The organism is Bradyrhizobium sp. MI1.7 (genome assembly GCF_055811795.1).
Genome location: NZ_JBVVPO010000036.1, coordinates 26318 through 44721, shown reverse-complemented (window position 1 = coordinate 44721; position 18404 = coordinate 26318). Strand labels below are relative to the sequence as shown.

The 18404-nt window shown below is 63.3% G+C and carries 16 protein-coding genes and 1 pseudogene; 2 read left to right on the top strand and 15 right to left on the bottom strand.

Going from position 1 to position 18404, the window contains the following annotated elements:
• Positions 1-23: 23 nt before the first annotated feature.
• The 6 genes from AC0L3X_RS28100 to deoC form a co-directional block, all read right to left on the bottom strand.
• The gene (locus AC0L3X_RS28100) at positions 24-1061 is read right to left on the bottom strand and encodes a carbohydrate ABC transporter permease (RefSeq protein WP_354131422.1); all 1038 of its coding nucleotides are present in this window, start codon (positions 1059-1061) and stop codon (positions 24-26) included.
• The gene (locus tag AC0L3X_RS28095) at positions 1058-1933 is read right to left on the bottom strand and encodes a carbohydrate ABC transporter permease (protein WP_354131421.1); all 876 of its coding nucleotides are present in this window, start codon (positions 1931-1933) and stop codon (positions 1058-1060) included. The genes AC0L3X_RS28100 and AC0L3X_RS28095 overlap by 4 nt, the downstream gene beginning before the upstream one ends.
• A gap of 7 nt (positions 1934-1940) precedes the next feature.
• The gene (locus tag AC0L3X_RS28090) at positions 1941-2864 is read right to left on the bottom strand and encodes a ribokinase (RefSeq protein WP_354131420.1); all 924 of its coding nucleotides are present in this window, start codon (positions 2862-2864) and stop codon (positions 1941-1943) included.
• 5 nt (positions 2865-2869) lie between these two features.
• Positions 2870-3325 (bottom strand): RbsD/FucU family protein, encoded by a 456-nt coding sequence (locus AC0L3X_RS28085; protein WP_014494077.1) that lies wholly within the window; start codon positions 3323-3325, stop codon positions 2870-2872.
• Between the two features lie 81 nt (positions 3326-3406).
• Positions 3407-5797, bottom strand: a complete 2391-nt coding sequence (locus AC0L3X_RS28080) for an aldehyde dehydrogenase family protein (RefSeq protein ID WP_354131419.1) — start codon at positions 5795-5797, stop codon at positions 3407-3409.
• A gap of 2 nt (positions 5798-5799) precedes the next feature.
• Complete coding sequence (gene deoC / locus AC0L3X_RS28075) at positions 5800-6717, bottom strand: deoxyribose-phosphate aldolase (protein WP_224580998.1); 918 nt, start codon at positions 6715-6717, stop codon at positions 5800-5802.
• Positions 6718-7057: 340 nt separating this feature from the next.
• On the opposite strand from deoC, the gene AC0L3X_RS28070 reads away from it, so the two are divergent.
• Complete coding sequence (locus AC0L3X_RS28070; RefSeq protein ID WP_085404259.1) at positions 7058-7852, top strand: DeoR/GlpR family DNA-binding transcription regulator; 795 nt, start codon at positions 7058-7060, stop codon at positions 7850-7852.
• 80 nt (positions 7853-7932) lie between these two features.
• On the opposite strand, the gene AC0L3X_RS28065 is transcribed toward AC0L3X_RS28070, so the two are convergent.
• The 3 genes from AC0L3X_RS28065 to AC0L3X_RS28055 form a co-directional block, all read right to left on the bottom strand.
• A complete protein-coding gene (locus AC0L3X_RS28065; RefSeq protein WP_166342549.1) occupies positions 7933-9084 on the bottom strand; it encodes a substrate-binding domain-containing protein in 1152 nt (383 codons plus the stop codon).
• A gap of 105 nt (positions 9085-9189) precedes the next feature.
• On the bottom strand, positions 9190-10182 hold the full coding sequence (locus tag AC0L3X_RS28060) for an ABC transporter permease (protein WP_283017018.1): 993 nt from the start codon (positions 10180-10182) through the stop codon (positions 9190-9192).
• Positions 10179-11804 (bottom strand): sugar ABC transporter ATP-binding protein, encoded by a 1626-nt coding sequence (locus tag AC0L3X_RS28055; RefSeq protein WP_404979442.1) that lies wholly within the window; start codon positions 11802-11804, stop codon positions 10179-10181. The genes AC0L3X_RS28060 and AC0L3X_RS28055 overlap by 4 nt, the downstream gene beginning before the upstream one ends.
• A gap of 372 nt (positions 11805-12176) precedes the next feature.
• Here AC0L3X_RS28055 and AC0L3X_RS28050 point away from each other — a divergent pair.
• Positions 12177-12582, top strand: a pseudogene (locus AC0L3X_RS28050) (hypothetical protein); the annotation flags it as partial.
• Positions 12583-12615: 33 nt separating this feature from the next.
• Here the strand turns inward: AC0L3X_RS28050 and AC0L3X_RS28045 are convergent.
• The 6 genes from AC0L3X_RS28045 to AC0L3X_RS28020 all read right to left on the bottom strand — a co-directional run bounded on the left by AC0L3X_RS28045 (position 12616) and on the right by AC0L3X_RS28020 (position 18304).
• Positions 12616-14019, bottom strand: a complete 1404-nt coding sequence (locus AC0L3X_RS28045) for an amidase (RefSeq protein WP_354131418.1) — start codon at positions 14017-14019, stop codon at positions 12616-12618.
• Positions 14020-14105: 86 nt separating this feature from the next.
• Entirely contained in the window at positions 14106-14867 is a 762-nt protein-coding gene (locus AC0L3X_RS28040; RefSeq protein WP_028158375.1) for an SDR family NAD(P)-dependent oxidoreductase, read from the bottom strand.
• Between the two features lie 47 nt (positions 14868-14914).
• Entirely contained in the window at positions 14915-15640 is a 726-nt protein-coding gene (locus AC0L3X_RS28035; RefSeq protein ID WP_135214633.1) for an ABC transporter ATP-binding protein, read from the bottom strand.
• Positions 15630-16349 carry an ABC transporter ATP-binding protein gene (locus tag AC0L3X_RS28030; RefSeq protein WP_085404254.1) on the bottom strand — a complete coding sequence of 240 codons (720 nt, stop codon included), beginning with the start codon at positions 16347-16349 and terminating at the stop codon, positions 15630-15632. Before AC0L3X_RS28030 ends, AC0L3X_RS28035 begins: the two co-directional genes overlap by 11 nt.
• 2 nt (positions 16350-16351) lie before the next feature.
• Positions 16352-17425 (bottom strand): branched-chain amino acid ABC transporter permease, encoded by a 1074-nt coding sequence (locus AC0L3X_RS28025; RefSeq protein WP_071912300.1) that lies wholly within the window; start codon positions 17423-17425, stop codon positions 16352-16354.
• Positions 17426-17437: 12 nt separating this feature from the next.
• Positions 17438-18304, bottom strand: a complete 867-nt coding sequence (locus tag AC0L3X_RS28020; protein WP_028151201.1) for an ABC transporter permease subunit — start codon at positions 18302-18304, stop codon at positions 17438-17440.
• Positions 18305-18404: the final 100 nt, after the last annotated feature.

The following is an 18404-nucleotide window of genomic DNA, read 5'->3' as shown; positions in this document are numbered from 1 at the left end:
AGTCCTCCCTACATAGGTTTTTGCTATTTGATCGCTCCGAGCAGCAGGCCCGACCGCATCATGCGGCTGAGCAGACCTGCCATGATCATCATCGGAATGATGGCGACGAGCGCCGCGGCCGAGATCGCCCACCATTCGTCGCCGCGCTGGCTGTTCTGTCCCGCCACCAGGATCGGCAGCGTCTGCCATCTGGAATTGGTCAGGAACAGCGCGAACAGGAACTCGTTCCAGACGAAGGCGAGCGTGATCATGAAAGTCGCCAGCAGTCCGTTCATCGACATTGGCACCACGATGCCGAGGAAGATGCGCCAACTTGGCACGTTGTCGACCATCGCGGCTTCTTCGACCTCGATCGGAATGGCCTCGAAAAAGTCGCGCATCAGCCAGACCACGATCGGCAGCGAGAACGCGACGTAGCACAGCGTCAGGCCGACATAGCTGTCGATGAGCTGGAAGCCGAGCCGGCCGATTTCGCTGTAGAGGAGATACAGCGCGAAGGCCGTGACGATCGGCGGAAACATGCGCTGGCTGACGAACCAGAACAGGATGTCTTCATTGCCGAGGATCGGCCCCGGCAGCGGCAGGCGGTTGGCCAGGATTGCAGCGACAAGCGCGATCGGGAACGCCAGCAGCAGCGCCTGCGGGCGGGTGAAGCCGAGCGAATTGTTGAACAGCAGATAGCCGCCGAGCGCGAGCAGGAAGAAGATCAGGCCGGCGCCGAAGCGCACCCTGAATTCGAACCGCACCAGCGCGTAGGCCGCCATTGCGCCGACGGCAGTCGCGATCGCTGCCGCCGACAAGCCAACGATTGTCGAGTTCAAAAAGGTCCGGAAGAACTCGCCACGGATACCCTGATAGAGATCAATGAAGGGCTGCAGGGTCGGCGTGAAATCGACGAACGGAATATAGGTCGGGCCGCCGACCACGCCCGGCGGGGTCTTGAACGCCGTCACGACCACCCAATAGAGCGGAAACGCCGTGATCAGGCACCATGCGAAGACACCGGCCGCGACCAGGCGGCGGCTCCAGCGCGACAGTCCGGTAAGGCCCTGCCCGCTCATCGGTGCTTCTCCAGATGCGGCCGCAGCAGCGCCAGATAAGTGACGCCAATGATCGTGATGGCGATCAGGAACAGGAAGCTGAGCGCCGACGTGTAGCCGAGATTGAACTTCTTGAAACCCTCCTGATAGGCGAACAAGGTCAGGGTCTCGGTGTCCACCCCCGGTCCGCCGCCCGTCATCACGAATACGGTGTCCATGATCTTGTAGCTCTCGATCAGGCGGATGAAGACGACCGCGGCGGAGATCGGCAGCATCATCGGAAAGGTGATGCCCCAGAACTGTTGCCAGGCGCTGGCGTTCTCAAGCTCGGCCGCCTCGTAGACATCTTCGGGGAGCGTTTGCAGGCCAGCCAGCATCATCAGGATGATGAACGGGGTCCACTGCCAGATCTCAACAGCGATGATGCAGGCGAGCGCCCAATGACCGTTGGTGAGGAACGGCAGGTTCGCCATGCCGAACATGGAAAGGAACTGGTTGAGCGGCCCCATGGTCGGATTGAAGATCATGCGAGCAACAAGCGCGACGGCGACCGGGGCCAGAAGCATGGGCAGCAGCAAGGCCACGCGAAATAGCCGTTCGCCCGGAACGCGCGCGTTCAGCGCGAGCGCAACGCCAAACCCGATCACGTATTGCAACCCGACGGCAATGAACGCGATCAGCGTCGTCGTGAAGATCGCATTCCAGAAGCGCGGCTCTTGCAGGAGCGTAGCATAATTGCCGAACCACACGACCCGCGGCGGGATCGGCGGAACCAGGCGATAGCTGAGGAAGCTCGTGGTCAACGAATAGATCAGCGGAAAGATCGAGATCGCCAGCACGACGAGCACCGCCGGCCAGATGAAGACATGCTTGATCGGATCATTCCGCATCATGAGCAGATCATCCCTTCAACAGGGCTTCAATCTCAGCGCGCCGCGGCATGGCAGGCGCAGTCCCCGCGCGCGTCACGGAAATCCCCGCCGTGGCGGAACCGAAGCGCGCCGCTTCCAGGGGATCGGCGCCGCCCGCAAGCGCTGCAGCGAAGCCGCCGACGAATGCATCGCCCGCGCCCGCGGTTTCGACCACCTTGCCGGCGGCAAACGGGGGCACGTGTAGCGAGCGATCTCGCCCGTGAAACAGCGCCCCGCGTTCGCCGAGCGTGATCAGCGCGGTGCCCGCTCCCTTGGCCACCAACGCTTCGCCGGCGCGGCGGGCGCCGGCAAGATCGCTCACCGCGATCCCCGTCAGCGCTTCCGCCTCGGTCTCATTGGGAACGACGTAGTCGCACAAGGCAAACAGGCCATCGTCGAATTTGACCGCAGGTGCCGGGTTGAACACGGTGATGCTGCCCGCGGCGCGCGCGATCTCGAGCCCGCGCTGCGCGGCCGCGACCGGTTGCTCGAGCTGGGTCACGAAGACGCGGCTGGTGCGGATCGCATCCGCCGCCGCATCGACGTCGGTGGGGCTGAGACCGTCGGCCGCTCCGCTCACCACGATGATGGCGTTGTCGCCGCGTGTCTCGTGGACATAGATGAAGGCCGCGCCGGTCGGCGCCTCCGCAGTCCTGGCGACGCGCGGTCGAATGCCCTCGGTTTCCCACGTCTTGATGGCAAGATCACCGAAGGCGTCGCGGCCGATCCGGGAGATGAAGGTCACACCTGCGCCTGCGCGCGCAGCGGCCACGGCCTGGTTCGACCCCTTGCCGCCTGGTCCCATGGCAAATCCCGAGCCGGCGATCGTTTCACCGATCGCGGGCATGTTGCCGGCCCGGAAGGCCAGATCGACGACGAAGATGCCGAGCACTGCGACGCCAGTCTTGCTCATGGTCGTCACTCTCCGTCCGGCGCGATGACGCCCTTGGAAAACAGGAAGCAGCCGTAGAAGCGCCGCTCTCCCGTGGCGATCACGCAGTAGGCCGTCTTGGCCTTTTCATAGAAGGCATGGCGCTCGACCCCGACCAGCGGCCAGGAGCGTCCCTCGGCGCGGTCGATCGCGGCCTGCACCTCGCGCTGCACCGGCGGCACCTCCTGGGGCTGGCCAACAATCTCCATGCGGATTGCGGCATCGTCGACGAACGTGTCGAGCGGCAGCACCGAGAGGATGGCTTCGATCGCCTTTGCCGTACTGACGTTGTCGATGCGAAGCAGCTCGCCGAACACGGTCTGGCGCGCGATGGAGTCGGCAGGAAAATTGGTGTCGCACACCACGAGGCGGTCCCCGTGCCCCATTGCGCGCAAGGCATAAAGCACGTCGGCATTGAGCAGTGGATTGATGCCCTTGAGCATGTTGCGTCCCTCCCTTGTCTTCAAAATCGCCCGAACTCTGATGGTCCGGATGCCAACCCGTATCACCGCAAGGTGACGTCTTTAGTCCCCATAGGGAATCCAGATGTTCTTCACCTGCACCGCGTGGCGGAGCAGGATCGGACCTTCGCTCGCCACCCGGTCGTACCAATCGAGCGCCAGCCCGTGGTCGACCAGCGTGCGCTTGAGGTTGCCGATCGACAGCCGCTCCGCAGCAGTCGAGGCCGCCTGCGAGCCGAACACCCAGAGCGCATCGACGTCGTCATGCTCGGCAAGAACCTTTGCGAGCGCATCGCGCTCGCCGGTGACGATATTGACGACGCCTGCCGGCACATCCGACGTCTCCAGCACCTGATAAAAATCGGTCGCTGCAAGCGGATGCCGCTCGCTTGGGACGGCGACGACGCGGTTGCCCATCGCAATCAACGGTGCCACCAGGCTGATGAAGCCCAGCAACGGGGCCTCGTCCGGACAGGCCACCCCGACCACGCCGATCGGCTCGTGCATGGCAAGCGCCACGCCGCGCAACGGCGGTGCATGGATCGTCCCCTCGTATTTGTCGGCCCAGGCCCCATAGCTGAACAGCCGCTCGATACTCGCCTCGACCTCCACGCGCGCCTTGGCGGGCGAAACGCCGGTCATATCCCCGATGCGCCGGGCGAACTCGTCGCCACGCGCGGACAGATTCTCGGCAAGGTAGTAGAGGATTTGGGCGCGATTATGCGTCGTCGCCCGCGCCCAACCCTCGGCCGAGCGCGCGGCGGCCACCGCGTTACGGATATCCTTGCGATTGCCCTCGCCGGCTTCGCCGAGGTGCTTCCCCTTCGGCGACAGCACCGCGCGCGAATAATTTCCGTCGGGACGAACCTGCTTGCCGCCGACGAACAGCTTGGCGGTTCGGTCGATCGGCGGCGTGCCAAATCCGGCGCCGTCGTTAGAAGCCGCCGGGGATGGCGGCGGCACCTTCGCCCGCGGCTTCCGCCCGCTCCAGGCTTTCGGCTTGAGATATTCGTAGAGACCTTCCCGGCCGCCCTCGCGACCGAAGCCGGACTCGCGATAGCCGCCGAAGCCGACGCTGGCATCGAACAAATTGGTCGCATTGACCCAGACCACGCCGGCCTGAAGCTTCGGCGCGATATCGAGCGCCAGCCCGATGGTCTCGCTCCACACGCTGGCGGCAAGGCCATAGCGCGTGTTGTTGGCGAGCATCACCGCCTCGTCCGGCGTGCGGAACGTCATCGCGACCAGCACCGGGCCGAATATCTCCTCGATCGCCACGGTCGATGACGGATGTACGTTCCAAAGCAAGGTTGGGGGATAGAAGCATCCCTCAGCGGGGATCGGCCCCGGCGCCTGATACTTCTCGCCGCCCTCCTTGACGCCGGTTTCGACCAGCGCCTTGATCCGCTCGAGCTGCACCGGTGCGACCACCGCGCCCATGTCGATCGCCTTGTCGAGCGGCGGACCCACGCGCAGCGTCTCCATGCGGCGGATGAGGCGCTTGCGGAATGTCTCTGCGATCCCTTCCTGCAGCAGAAGCCGCGATCCGGCACAACAGACCTGGCCCTGGTTGAACCAGATCGCATCGACCACGCCTTCCACGGCGCCATCGATGTCGGCGTCGTCGAACACGATGAACGGCGACTTGCCGCCGAGCTCGAGCGTCAGCGACTTGCCGCTGCCTGCGGTCGACTGACGGATCAACCGCCCGACCTCGGTCGACCCCGTGAAGGCGATCTTGTCGACACCGGGATTTTCGACCAGCAACGCGCCGGTGGCGCCATCACCCGTCACCACATTCAACACGCCGGGCGGCAGGCCGGCTTCCGCCGCGAGCTCGGCGAACAGCAGCGCGGTGAGTGACGTGAACTCCGCCGGCTTCAGCACCACGGTGTTGCCGGTCGCCAGCGCGGGCGCGATCTTCCAGGCCAGCATCAGCAGCGGAAAGTTCCAGGGGATGATCTGGCCGATCACACCGACCGGGACATGGTCGGCGAATTCGCGGTCCTGCAATTGTGCCCAGCCGGCGTGATACAGGAAGTGGCGCGCGGCCAGCGGCACGTCGAGATCGCGGGTTTCCCTGATCGGTTTGCCATTGTCGATCGCTTCCAATACCGCGAACAGACGAGCGTGACGTTGCAGCATGCGCGCCAGCGCATAGAGATGACGGGCACGACCGTGACCACCGAGCTTTGCCCATGACGACTGCGCCGATCGCGCGGCGCCGACTGCAGCCTCGACATCCGCTGCGATGCCTTGCGCGATCTTGGCCAGCGTCTTTCCGGTGGCTGGCTCGATCGTCGCCAGATGCTTGCCCGAAGCCGGCGCGACGAATTTGCCGGCAATGAAATGCCCAAACGTCGCGTCGTGCCGCTTCAGCCAGGCGCGCGCCTCGCCGTCCGCCTCGGGAGCGGGACCATAATCCATGGTCTCAAAGTAATGTGCGATACTCATGCTCAGCCCACGGGATGACGGTTGAAGGCCGAGTAGCGGCCGGTGACGTGATGCTCGAGCTGGCGCTCGATGTCGGCGAGCAGGCTCGAGGCGCCGACGCGGAACAGATCCGGCTCGAGCCAATCGCGTCCCAACTCCTCCTTCATCAGGAACTGGTAGTTGAGCACATCCTTCGCCGTCGAGATTCCGCCGGCCGGCTTGAAGCCTATCTTGAAGCCGGTCCGCTCCTCATAGACCCTGATCATGCGCAGCATCGCCAGCGTCACCGGCAGCGTGGCATTGACGCCTTCCTTGCCGGTGGAGGTCTTGATGAAGTCCGCGCCGGCCATCATGCAGACCATCGACGCCTTGGCGACGTTGCGCAGCGTTTTGAGGTCACCGGTTGCCAGGATCGTTTTCAGATGCGCATCGCCGCAGGCTGCGCGGAAATCCCGGACCTCGGCGTAGAGAGCCCGCCAGTCTCCGGTCAGCACATGCTCACGCGTGATGACGATGTCGATCTCCTGCGCACCGTCCCTGACGGACGCCTCGATCTCCTTGAGTTTCAGATCGTGAGGCACGAGGCCTGCCGGAAATCCAGTCGAAACCGCAGCGACCGGAATGTCATACCCATCGAGCGCTTCGACCGCGGTTGCGACGAAGCGGTGATAGACGCAGATCGCGCCCGTGTGCAGCCGGCGCCCGGCAAAACCGAGTGCCTCGACGAGGTCACTTCGTATCGGGGCCCTCGCCTTGGCGCAGAGACGCTTCACCCGTTCGGCCGTATCGTCGCCGTTGAGTGTCGTCAGGTCGATGCAGGTGATCGCCTTGAGCAACCACGCCGCCTGCGCGTCCTTCTTGACGGTGCGCCGGCCCGGCAGACTCGCAACGCGGCGCTCGGCGGCGGACAGATTGATCCGGATATCATCGACCCAGTCCATCTCGAGCGCGCGGCCGCTGTTGCGCGCGATCGGATGCGGATGATTGTGATCCCGCGCATGGGGCTGCGCCGGCACCGCGGATGGATTTGATATCAAGACGCCCTGCGCCATCGGTACGCCGCGCAATGCTAGCGAATCGGCTGAAACGGCAGATAGACTGAATGTGCCGATTGCAACATGCGATCCTCCCATCCCTTGGCCGCCGGCGCTTCTGCTGCCTCCCGTCGCCGACAGCGAAACACCCCTTGGGCCAAATGTTATTATTGTAACAGATTGACGTTGCTAAACTCACATCATTGTAAGATCATTGTCAACCGGATAAGCAAGCTCGGTGACGAAAATGACTGAAACACCGACCGCACGCCCCAGCGAGACCCGCGTCCAACGGCTGCAACGGCTGCGACGCGCCGTCGAGACGAGCGGCGCACTGCATCTGAAGGACGCCGCAGAGCTGCTGAAGGTGTCGGAGATGACGGTCAGGCGCGACCTTGCCGGGCCCGAGGCGGCGCTCGCCCTGCTCGGCGGCTACGTCGTCAACGCGGCGTCGCCGACCGGGATCAAGTACACATTCGAACAGGAAATCGACCAGCACACACAGGACAAGCGCCTCGCCTGCCGATCCGCAGCCGCCTCGATCAAGGAAGGTGACACCATCTTCATCGACTGCGGCACCACGATGCAGTCGCTGGCGGATTGCCTGCCCGAGGACATGCCTCTCTCGGTGATCTGCTATTCGCTGAACGTCGCCTCGATCGTCACCCACCGGCCAGCGACGCAGGTGATGTTGATGGGCGGGCTCTACCATCCGTCGTCGCAGTCGTTCTCGTCGGATGACGGCCTGTCCTACCTGCGGCGGCTCGGGGTCAACAAGGCTTTCATCTCGGCCGGCGGCCTGCACTGGACCCGCGGCGCCAGCTGCTCGAATTTTCACGAAGTCGCCATCAAGCAGGCCGTCATCGCTACCGCGATGGAGAGCATCCTCGTGGTCGACGCCAGCAAGCTCGGCAGCCTCAAGCCGGCGTTCTTCTCCGACGTCAGCTCATTCTCGCGGATCATCGTCGGTGGCTCCGTGTCGGCAGACACGCGCAAGCACTTCCGCAGCCTTCCCGTCGAATACGTCACCAGCACGGCCTGATCCGGACGGGGGCTGGTTCGCCCGGATCAGGCTTGCTGAGCGATGCGCGGTCTCGGTGGATCGCGCATCGCTGTTTCGGGCTAGTTGCAGGCGGGCTTCGCCTTTTTGCAGGCATCCGTCAGCTCGGCCGGCGGGTCCTTCTTGAATACGGTCTTGTAGGACTCCAGCACATTCGACTGCGTCACCGGCAGCGACTGCACACCGATCCAGCCAGGCGTTTCCTTACCCAACAGCGCGTTCATCATCGCCATCGCCTCGGCGACGCCCTGGTCGTAGGGACGCTGCGAGCCGGTCGCCTTCAGCGGCCCGCCCTTGGCAATCTCGATCGCCGATTGCAGACCGAGGTCGACCGTCGTCATGGGAATATCGATGCCCTGAGCCCGCATCGAGCTCAGCGTGTCGAGCGCCGGTTGATCCCACACCGCGTACAGTCCCTTGACGTCGGGATTGCCGGTCAGGAAGTCGCCCGCGATCTGCGAGACCTTCGGCGGATCGGTGAAGTCGACCTGCTTCATCTTGATGTCAGGGCGGTTTGCTTTCATCCACTCCCGCACGCCCTTGGTGCGCTCGTTGGTGCTGAAATAGTCGACGCCGAAATTGACGAGACCGATGGTGCCGCCCTGCGCCACGCAGGATGCCAGGATCTGTGCCGCGATCTGGCCATTGCCCTGGCTATCGGCCGAGACCATCGTCGCATATTCCTCGGGATGCTTCAGACCAGTCGGGATGCTGTCCATCAGCACGAGCTTGATGCCGGCTTTGGCGATCTTCTTGTAGGTCGGCGCGGTCGCGGTGAAATCGACCGGAATCGAAATGATGCCGTCCGGATGCTGCTGGATCGTGTTCTCGATATCGGCGATCTGCTTGTCCACCTGATATTCGGCGGACGCGACGCCCGTCACCGTCACGCCGTACTTCTTCAGCGTATCGGTGATGCCCTGGATCTGGAGCTGCGACCAGTCGAGGTTGACCGTCTGCATGGAGATGCCGACCTTGAAGTTCTTCTCCTTGATCTTGGCGGCGTCGGCTTCCGACAGCGCGAGCACCTCGGGGGAAGCCGCCTTTTCGCCGTGGGGTCCCTGGCCGACGATCGACTTCGGCCCGAGCTTCGCGAGATCGACACCCTTGACGCAGGTCGCGGGCACTTCGGCGCGAGCCGACGGGATCATCGAGAGGGCGGCAGCGGCCACCAACGCAGTCAAAGGCAAGGTTTGTCGCAAGATTGGCTTCATTGTTTCCTCCATTTTTTGGTCGCCGATTCACCGGAGGGCCAGCGACCTTGCCCCTACCCGCGCAGCGCAATGAACTTGTTGTTCATGCGCCGCGCCTGACGTCGACTAGCGTTTCGTGAAAGCAACCGCGGCAACGATGATCGCCCCCTTGATCACGAGCTGCATCGGCGAGCTCACGCCGAGCAGAACAAGGCCGTTGTTGAGCGTGCCAATGATCAAGCTGCCGAACAGCGTCCCCAGGATGTAGCCGCGCCCGCCGAACAGGCTGCAGCCACCGAGGATCACCGCGGCGATGACGTCGAGTTCCATGCCCTGCACGACATCTGGCCGCGCAGCATGTGAACGCGCCGACAGCACCAGCGCCGCCAATCCGGCCAGCGTGCCGGTCAGGACAAAGGCCGCAGTCGTGATCCGTTTGGTGTTGATGCCGGAATAGAGCGCCGCGGTCGGGTTGCCGCCGACCGCATAGATGCGCCGGCCGAACACATTGTAGTGCAGCAGCAGGATGCCGATAATCATCGCCGCCAAAGTCCAGGCGATCGGAACCGGTATGCCGAGGAACGTGCCTTCGCCAAAGATCGCGAAATAGGTCTCGTTGGTGATGATCACCGGCTTGGTGTTGGTCACCATCATCGCCAGTCCCCGCGCCATGCTCAGTGAGCCCAGCGTCACCAGGAATGACGGGATCGATAGCTGCGTGGTCAGGATGCCATTGAGCAGCCCGACCAGCGCACCGGTGCCGAGCCCGGCCACGGCCCCCACGATCCAGCTGTTGTTGATCTGGCTCATCGCGAGAGCGGCCGCCATGCCCGACAACGCCAGCGTCGAGGCAACCGACAGATCGATCTGACGTGCGATGATGATGAAGGTCATGCCGACTGCAATGATCGACACCAGCGTGGTCTGGCGCCCGATGTTCAGGAAATTGTCGACCGAGAGAAACCAGGGCGAAGACAGGCTGAACACGACCAGCAGGATCACGAAGGCGATGTACAGCATGTACGGCCGCTCGCCCCGCAGCAAATTCTGGAGAATCTTGCGGCGGCGATCAGATGGGGTCGACGAGGCGACCACGTTGGGAGCAGTCAGTTCGGTCATGCGGGAAGCTCTTGCAAGTGGCCCGGCCCGGAGGCCTGGTACATCTGGAGGAGATGATGCAGCTCTTCGGCATCATCGATCTCGCCGCGCGACAGCGTACGAGCTACACGCCCGTTGACGATCACGGAGATGCGGTCGCAGAGCTCGATCAATTCGACGAGATCGGACGAGACGACCAGGACCCCGCTGCCGTCGCGGACGGCATTCCGGATCACGGCATAGATTTCCTCGCGTGCGCCCACGTCGACGCCGACCGTCGGTTCATCCAGGAGCAGCACGCGCGGCCGCGGATCATTCCATTTTCCGAACACGACCTTTTGCTGGTTGCCGCCGGAGAGCGTCCTGACCAGGCTGAACGCGCCTGGCGCTTTCACCGAAAGCCTGGCGACCGCGGTTTCCGCCCGCCTGGCGGCGGCGCGTTGCTGCATCCAGCCCCAGCGCGAGAAGTGGGGAATTCGCGGCAAGGTGACGTTTCGCTCGATCGAATGGTCCAGGACCAGACCCTGCACATGCCGGTCTTCCGGCACCAGCGCGATGCCCTGCTCGATCGCATCGGCAGGCCCTCTCGGCAGCCATCGCCGGCCCTCGATCTCGATTGCGCCGCTCTCGAGCGGCCGGAGGCCAAACACTGTCTCCAAAATCTCCGTGCGGCCGCTGCCGATCAATCCGGCGAGGCCGTGGATCTCGCCCTTCAGCACGGACAGATCGACGGCGCGAAGCCGATCGTTGGACACGTCGGACAGCGACAGAACCGGCGACGGATCCAATTCACGCTTCGCGACAGGTTCGGTGCGCGGGCCCGTGGGTGCCGATCGATCGGTTCCGACGATCGCGTTCACCAGCCGCTTCATGTCGGTCTCGGCGGTGACAAACGTGCCTGCGTTAGCGCCATCGCGCAGCACCGTGACGCGCTGCGAGATCTCGAACACCTCATTGAGCCGATGGGTCACATAGATCACGCCGACTCCGCGGCGCGTCGCCTTCCCGATCGCATCGAACAGGATCCGGACCTCATCCGATGTCAGCGAGGAGGTCGGCTCGTCGAGGATCAGAAGCCGGACCTCGCCCATCAGCGCCTTGGCGATCTCCGTCATCTGGCGATAGGCGAAAGGCAGCGAGCCGACAGCCGCACTCGCATCCAGGGGAATGCCGAGCGCGTTCAGGAACGCCTCGGCCCTGGCCATCAGCGCGCGCTGCCGGACGAAGCCGAAACGCGCACGCGGCTCACGGCCGAGCAACAGATTGTCCGCAACGCTCAAGGATTCGACGAGGCTGAGATCCTGATAAACGACAGCGATCCCCGCCTCGCGCGACTTCGCCGGGCTGTCGAATTCCACCGGCCTGCCGGCGATCTCGATCGTGCCGCTGTCGAGGGCATGAACACCACTGAGAATCTTGATCAGGGTAGATTTTCCCGCGCCGTTCTCGCCCAGTAGCGCATGGACCTCGCCGGCGCGAACCTCGAGGTTGACGTCACGCAGCGCTCGCACGCCGCCGAAGCGCTTGTTGATGCCACTGACCATCACAAGCGAGGTCGACGACCGAGGTTCTGCTGCAACCGAACCGGACAGTTCCAAACTTTCCTCCCGTCGCCCCGCAAGACGCTGGTACGATGGTGACATATTGTTATTTTTGCAACTTATCCTGTTATAATTCTATCATCTCCGCCGACCTGTCAATGGCGGATCACGTCGCCGGGCCGGATCTAACCCTGGCCCTATCTCGATTTGTGCGGTTGCGAACGTCAGTAGAGACAGCCGGCCTTCCGCGGATCTGTTCAACATCAGGAACGGAGCAAAGCTTCACGACGCGCTCCATCCGGTCCTGGCGGCAAGCACCCGATCATCCAAGCGAGAGGAGGCAGGCCCCGCGATCGATCAGCACAAGCGTGTGCCGACAGAAAGGTAGATGCATAGGCGACGCGTGACAGCCATGGCGATGAGGCGGCCTTAGCCAAGCACACTAGACCGCGCGCGACACCTCGCTCCAATTCTGTGGATGACAATCCCTGCGATACGTCGTGCTCGTCGCGTCATTCCCGCCGCGCGGGATTACGTTCCTCGCCCTCGATCGTGCCGGCCGACCGCATCGACCGCGACATCTATCTGGTGCTTGAAGACGTCGGCGCGCGCTGGTTGCGCCCGGCGCGAGACCGACGAGGCTGACACCAACCTCGAGATCATCCTGCAAAATCTGCGGTCCGGCCAGTACGCCTATCCGGTCCGAATTGTATCCTTCAATCCCGTCCAGGGGTAGTCGCGGGATGCGACTTCCGAGGTCACCGACGCACTGGCTCGGCGTGCGGCCGACACCGACGCCGAGATCTCGTCGGCACTGCAGAACTTCATCGCCGCTAACGCCACAAAGCGCTTCGGCATGCAGCCAGCGCTGCGCCTTCAACTTCAGACACGTTATAATGCCTTTCGCTGCCTTTCATTCGATGGAAGCACGCTGCGTATGCCAATCCGTCACTGACTGGAAGGCATACCCGGCGCGGGCAAGCGTATCTTCGGACAGATGCGGACCGACGAACTGCATGCTGAGAGGCAATCGGTCCGCCGCCATGCCGTTCGGTAGCGTGATGGTCGGGCTGCCCGAGAAGTCGAATACCGCCGTGAAGCGCAGGATGCTGAGCAGCACGTTCGGATCGGCGCCGTATTCGCCCATCTTGGTCAGCGTTGGGATCGGCACGGGCATGGTGGGAATCAGGAGCAGGTCAATATCGCCGAACAGCGCAGCGAGGCTGCCGCAGAACTTCAACCGCTCATGATGGATCTGAGCGATCTCGAGGCCGCTGATCGATCTGCCCTGCTCGATCAGCTGCGCCAGATCGGGACCGTATTCCGACTTCCGCGACGGATAGGTCTCGAGATGCGCCTCTGCGGTCTCGATGGAGCACATCGGAATCCACATGCTCACGAGCTTCTCGTAAGCTGGGAACTTGACCTCACGAATATCGGCGCCGAGGTCCGCAAGCGTACGCTCCGCTTCCAGCAAGGCGGCGACCACCTGCGGATCGATCCCGTCCTGCGTGTAGCTGCGGTCCACGCCAATCCGTAAGCCCCGCACGCCGTCACCGATCCCCGCCAGATAGTTCGGCACCGGCGCCTGAAGGGCGGTTGGATCATTGACGTCTGCGCCCGCGATGACGCCGAGCATGGCCGCGGCATCGGCTGCGCTCCGGCACATCGGCCCGACATGATCGAGAGAGTCAGCCAGCGGGAAGACGCCGTGGCGGCTCACACGTCCCCAGGTGGGTTTGATCCCGGTCAGCCCGCCCGTCGCCGACGGAAACCGGATCGAGCCGCCGGTGTCGCTGCCGATCGAGCCAAAGCAAAGTCCCGCCGAAGTGGCCACGCCCGATCCGCTTGAGGAGGAGCCGACCCAGTAGTCGGTCCCCCAGGGATTGAGCGGCGCCTGGTCGTCGGGATGATGGCTCGTATAGGCGCCCTCGGTCATTTTTAGCTTGCCGAGCGTGACGGCGCCGGCGTGTTCGAGCCGGTCCACGATTGTCGCGTTGAAGGAGGGTACGAACCGGGCGTGGATTGTCGTGCCGCCGGCGGTCGGCGCGAAAGTGGTGTAGCAGAGATCCTTCAATCCGATCGGCACGCCGTGCAGCGGCCCGCGCCAGATGCCCTTGGCAAGCTCGGCGTCGCAGCGCTTCGCCTGCGCCATGGCTCGCTCGGCAAGCACCAAGGCATAACCGTGAAACTTGCTATCGAGCTTCGCGATCCGGCTCAGCATTACCTCGGTCACTTTCGAAGGTAGAAGCTCGCCGCGGCGGAACAGCTCGGAGATTTCGATGATCGACTTGTAGTGAATTGGATCTGCTGACATCTGACAGTCCTGCTGTTGTCGGAAACGGCTTCGCCCACCGGCACCGCAGACGGCCCGGTTTCGTGACTGCGCTACTCAGGGAGCGCCTAGAACTGCACGCCGCGCGTGAGGGCACCGTCGACCACGAGGTTGGTCCCCGTGATGAAACTCGCTGCCTTGCTGGCAAGGAACACCGCACCGTTCGCCATTTCCTGCGGCGTGCCCATGCGGCCGGTCGGATTCAGCGCCAGCGCGGTCTTGTACAGCTCGGGATTGCCATCCTTGATCTGATTCCAGACACCGCCCTCGAAATAGGTGTTGCCCGGCGACACCGAATTGGCGCGGATGCCTTTGCTGGCAAGCTGGAAGGCGAGACCTTGCGTATAGTGGATGATCGCGGCCTTGAACGTGCCGTAGGGGCCGCTCGCGAAGTCAACCTCCCGCCCTGAAACGCTGGAGATGGTCACGATCGCCGCGGCCTTGCTCTTCTCGAGATACGGCATCGCCGCATTGACCAGCCGCACGGTGCCCATCATGTCGGTGGAGAATTCCTTCTCCCAGCTCTCCTCGTCCTGTCCGATCGACAGCGCACTGACATTGGCGACCACGACGTCGATGCCGCCAAGCTTCGAGGCCATGTCCTCGACCCAGGCCTTGAGCGCCGGGCCGTTGGAGACATCGACCGAACTACCAAAGGCAGCGACGCCCTTCGCCTTGATCGCGGCGACTGCGCTGTCGACGTCGGCCTGGTTGCGCGCGCAGATGCCGACATCCGCGCCTTCCGCCGCGAATGTGTCGGCGATCGCCCTGCCGATCCCCTTGGTGCTGCCGGTGACGAGAACCTTTGCTCCCTTGAGTCCCAGATCCATGTCCATTCCCTCCCTGTTGACGACTTGAAAACATGCCATGCGGCCGTTCAGAGCAGGAGCTGCTCGCGGACATTGTCCTCGTTAACCTCGCCACCTGCCAGCGACTGCGCGATCTTGCCCTTCTCCATGATGTAACAACGCTCGGCGATTGCCAGGATCGTGTCGAGGTTCTGCTCGACGAAGATGATGGTGGTCCCGAGCTCGTTCCGGAACGATCTCAGCGCCTCGCAGATGTGCTGGACGATCGAGGGCTGGATACCCTCGGACGGCTCGTCCAGGATCATCAAGGACGGATTGCCGATCAGCGCGCGGCCTATGGCGAGCTGTTGCTGCTCGCCGCCCGACATCGTGCCTGCGGCCTGCCGCCGGCGTTCCTTCAGTCGCGGAAAATACTCATAGACGAGTTCAGGCAGCTTCTTGCCGCCGGGACCGCCGATCAACTCGCCGACCTGCAGGTTTTCCTCGACGGTCATCTGCGGAAAGACATCGCGTCCCTGCGGGATGTAGCCGAAGCCCGCCCTCGCCCGCGCGTCGGCTTCGAGCTTTGTTACGTCCTGCTCCATGAAGCTGATCGTGCCACGCCAGGTTTGCAGCAAACCGATCAGGCACCGCATCAGAGTCGACTTGCCGACACCGTTACGGCCGATCACGCCGACAATCTCGCCGCGGGAGACCGACATGGTGACGCCCTGCAGAATCGGCGTCGCACCGTATCCCGCCCATAATTCCGATACGTCCAGAATCCGGTCAGTGGGCTTGGGTTCAGTGAGCATGCGTCTTACCGAGATAAATTTCCGCGACTTTCGCGTCCTGCAAAATGCTTTCGAGATCGCCACGTGCGAAAATCTTGCCGAGATGCAGCACTGTGACGCGCTGGGCGACCTGGCGCACGAAGGCCATATCGTGCTCGACGACAAGAACCGTCATACCCTCTGCATTGAACGACTTGATCAGCTCGCCGGTCTTGAAGGTTTCCTCCGGCGACATGCCGGCAGTCGGTTCGTCCAGTAGCAGGAGCTGCGGCTTCAGCGCCAGCGCCATCCCGATCTCGAGCCATTGCTGCTGGCCATGCGACAGCGCACCCGCGAGCTTATCGCTGTCCGGCCCCAGGTTGAGCAGAGTCAGCAGGCGATCCTCCTCGGCGATGCGTTCCGCGCCGGACAGTCGTTCCTGGAGCGCAGTCTGGATGTTTTGCCGAACCGGCAGCTCCTTGAACACGCTCGGAGCCTGCATCTTGATGCTCATGCCCCGCTGCACGCGTGCGTAGGGACGCTCCTTGGTGATGTCGACGGTATCGAACAGGATGCTGCCCTGGCTCGGCGGGTAGAGACCCACGATCAACTTGAACAATGTGCTCTTGCCGGCGCCATTGGGCCCGATCAGGCAGTGGACCTCGCCGGCGTTGACCGTGAGGTCGACGTCGGAGACTGCGGTCAATCCGCCAAAACGCTTGGATACGCCTTTGACTTCGACCAGCGCCATGATCAGGACTCTTCCGACTGCAAGCGACCAGCCTCCGCCATGACGGGGCTATCATCGCGCCGCCGACGTCCGCTCCACCAGTCGGCAGCAAGCTTGCCGATGCCGAGCACAAAACCCTGCGGCGCCAGCATCACCGTGGCGAGCAGCAGCGCTCCCATCAGCACGAGTGCTGCCTGCTGGCTGTAGACCGTGATGGTCTGAAAGCCGAACAGCAGCAGGAACGATCCGACCAGAGTTGCGGTCAGATCGCTCCGTCCGGAGAAAGCCACCCATACGATGGGCATCGCCGCCGCAGGCAGGCCGATGCTGGACGGCGTGATGAATTGGCCCCAGGACGTGTACAGCGCACCACTCAGCCCTGCGAGGCCGCTGCCGATCACGAAGGTCAGGAGCTGGTATTTCCGGACGTCATAACCCAGCATCTCGGCGCGCTGCGGGTTCTCGCGCGTCGCCACGATGACGTTTCCGATGCCCGAATTCACGAACATGCGCAACGCGAGATAGACGATCACGATCAGCGCGATCATGACGTAGTAGAGCGCCGATCCTTCGATATAGAAGTCGCCGACGGCGAGCGGGTCCATGCCCTTCATGCCGTTGAAGCCATTCAGCCGCGCCGGGCCGATGTGCCATTCCGGCCCCGCCGTCTGGCCGAGGAAGAAGGCAAGCACCAGCGTCGCAGACAGCGTCACGATCCCGAAGAAGATGCCGTTGATGCCACCCCAGATCATGAAATAGCCGAGGATGCCGGCCGCCACCATCGCAAGGACAACGGACAGCGCAAGCGCGGCGATCGTTGCGGTGCCGCCGCCCATGTTAATCGCGAGCACGCCATAACCGTAACCGGCGATGCCGAAGAACAAGGTCTGGCCGAACGACAGCATCCCGCCATAGCCCCACATCAGGCAGAGGCCGAGCGCCATGAATATCCAGATCAGGAAATAGGCGAAATTCCCCACATCATAGGAGTCGGCGAACAGCGGATATGTCAGTGCGCCCGCGAGCACTGCAAGAAAGCAGGACCAGAAGATCTTGCCACGTCCGAGCGTCTGCGGACCTTCCAGCAGCTTGAACATCACAAATTCCCTTTAGCGCCCACGACGAACCAGAACGCTGGAGAGCCCCTCGGGCAACACCCGAATGATCAAAATAACGGCGACCAGCATGCCAATCTGTCCGATGATCTGGCCGTAGCTCGCGTTCAGCGCCATCCGGATCATCGCCAGGAACACAGCGGCCGGCGCTGTTCCGAGCAGCACGTTTGCCCCTCCAATGACGACCGTAACGAAGCTTTCGACCACGAAGGTCGCCCCCATGGTCGGAATCAGCGTCATCGTTGGCGCGTAGAGCGCCCCGCAAAGTCCGGCAAGGCCGGTGCCGATCCCGAAGCTGATCGAATAGATTCGGCCCGTTCGCGCGCCCAGCGCCTTCGCCATCGCCGCATTCTGCATCGTCGCCCGGGCGATCACACCAAAGCGCGTCTTCATGAAAACGATGTAGAGACCGCCCAGCACGGCCACCGCGCAACCGAACAGAACCAGACGATAGGTCGAGAACGTATAGCCGCCGATTGCGAAGCTTCCTTCGGGCGTTCCGATGCCCCGCACGGCTGAACCGACAATCAGGAGCATCGATTGCGTCACGATGAGGCTGAGCCCCCAAGTGGCGAGCAGAGAATCCAGCGGCCGCTTGTAGAAGCGCCGCACGATCAGGAACTCGACGGCGACACCGATGAGCCCCGCCGTCAGCGCGGCCAGGATCTGGGCAATCGCGAGCGGAACGCCCAGATTCACCAGGCCGACGGTGACATAGGCGCCGCACATGATGAACTCGCCATGCGCCATATTGATGACGCCCATCATGCCGAACACGATAGCGAGACCTGCGGCCGAGAGAATGAGGAACGCGAACACGTCGGCGAACTGATAGAATACCGAGAATACTTCAGCCGACATCTTGGTCCCTTTGCCGATCCCGGGGCCGCCAAGGTTGGGGGGCGGGCGGGGGCCAGGGGGGCACGCGGAAAAAGAGCAAAAAACCGGGCCGGGAGGGGTG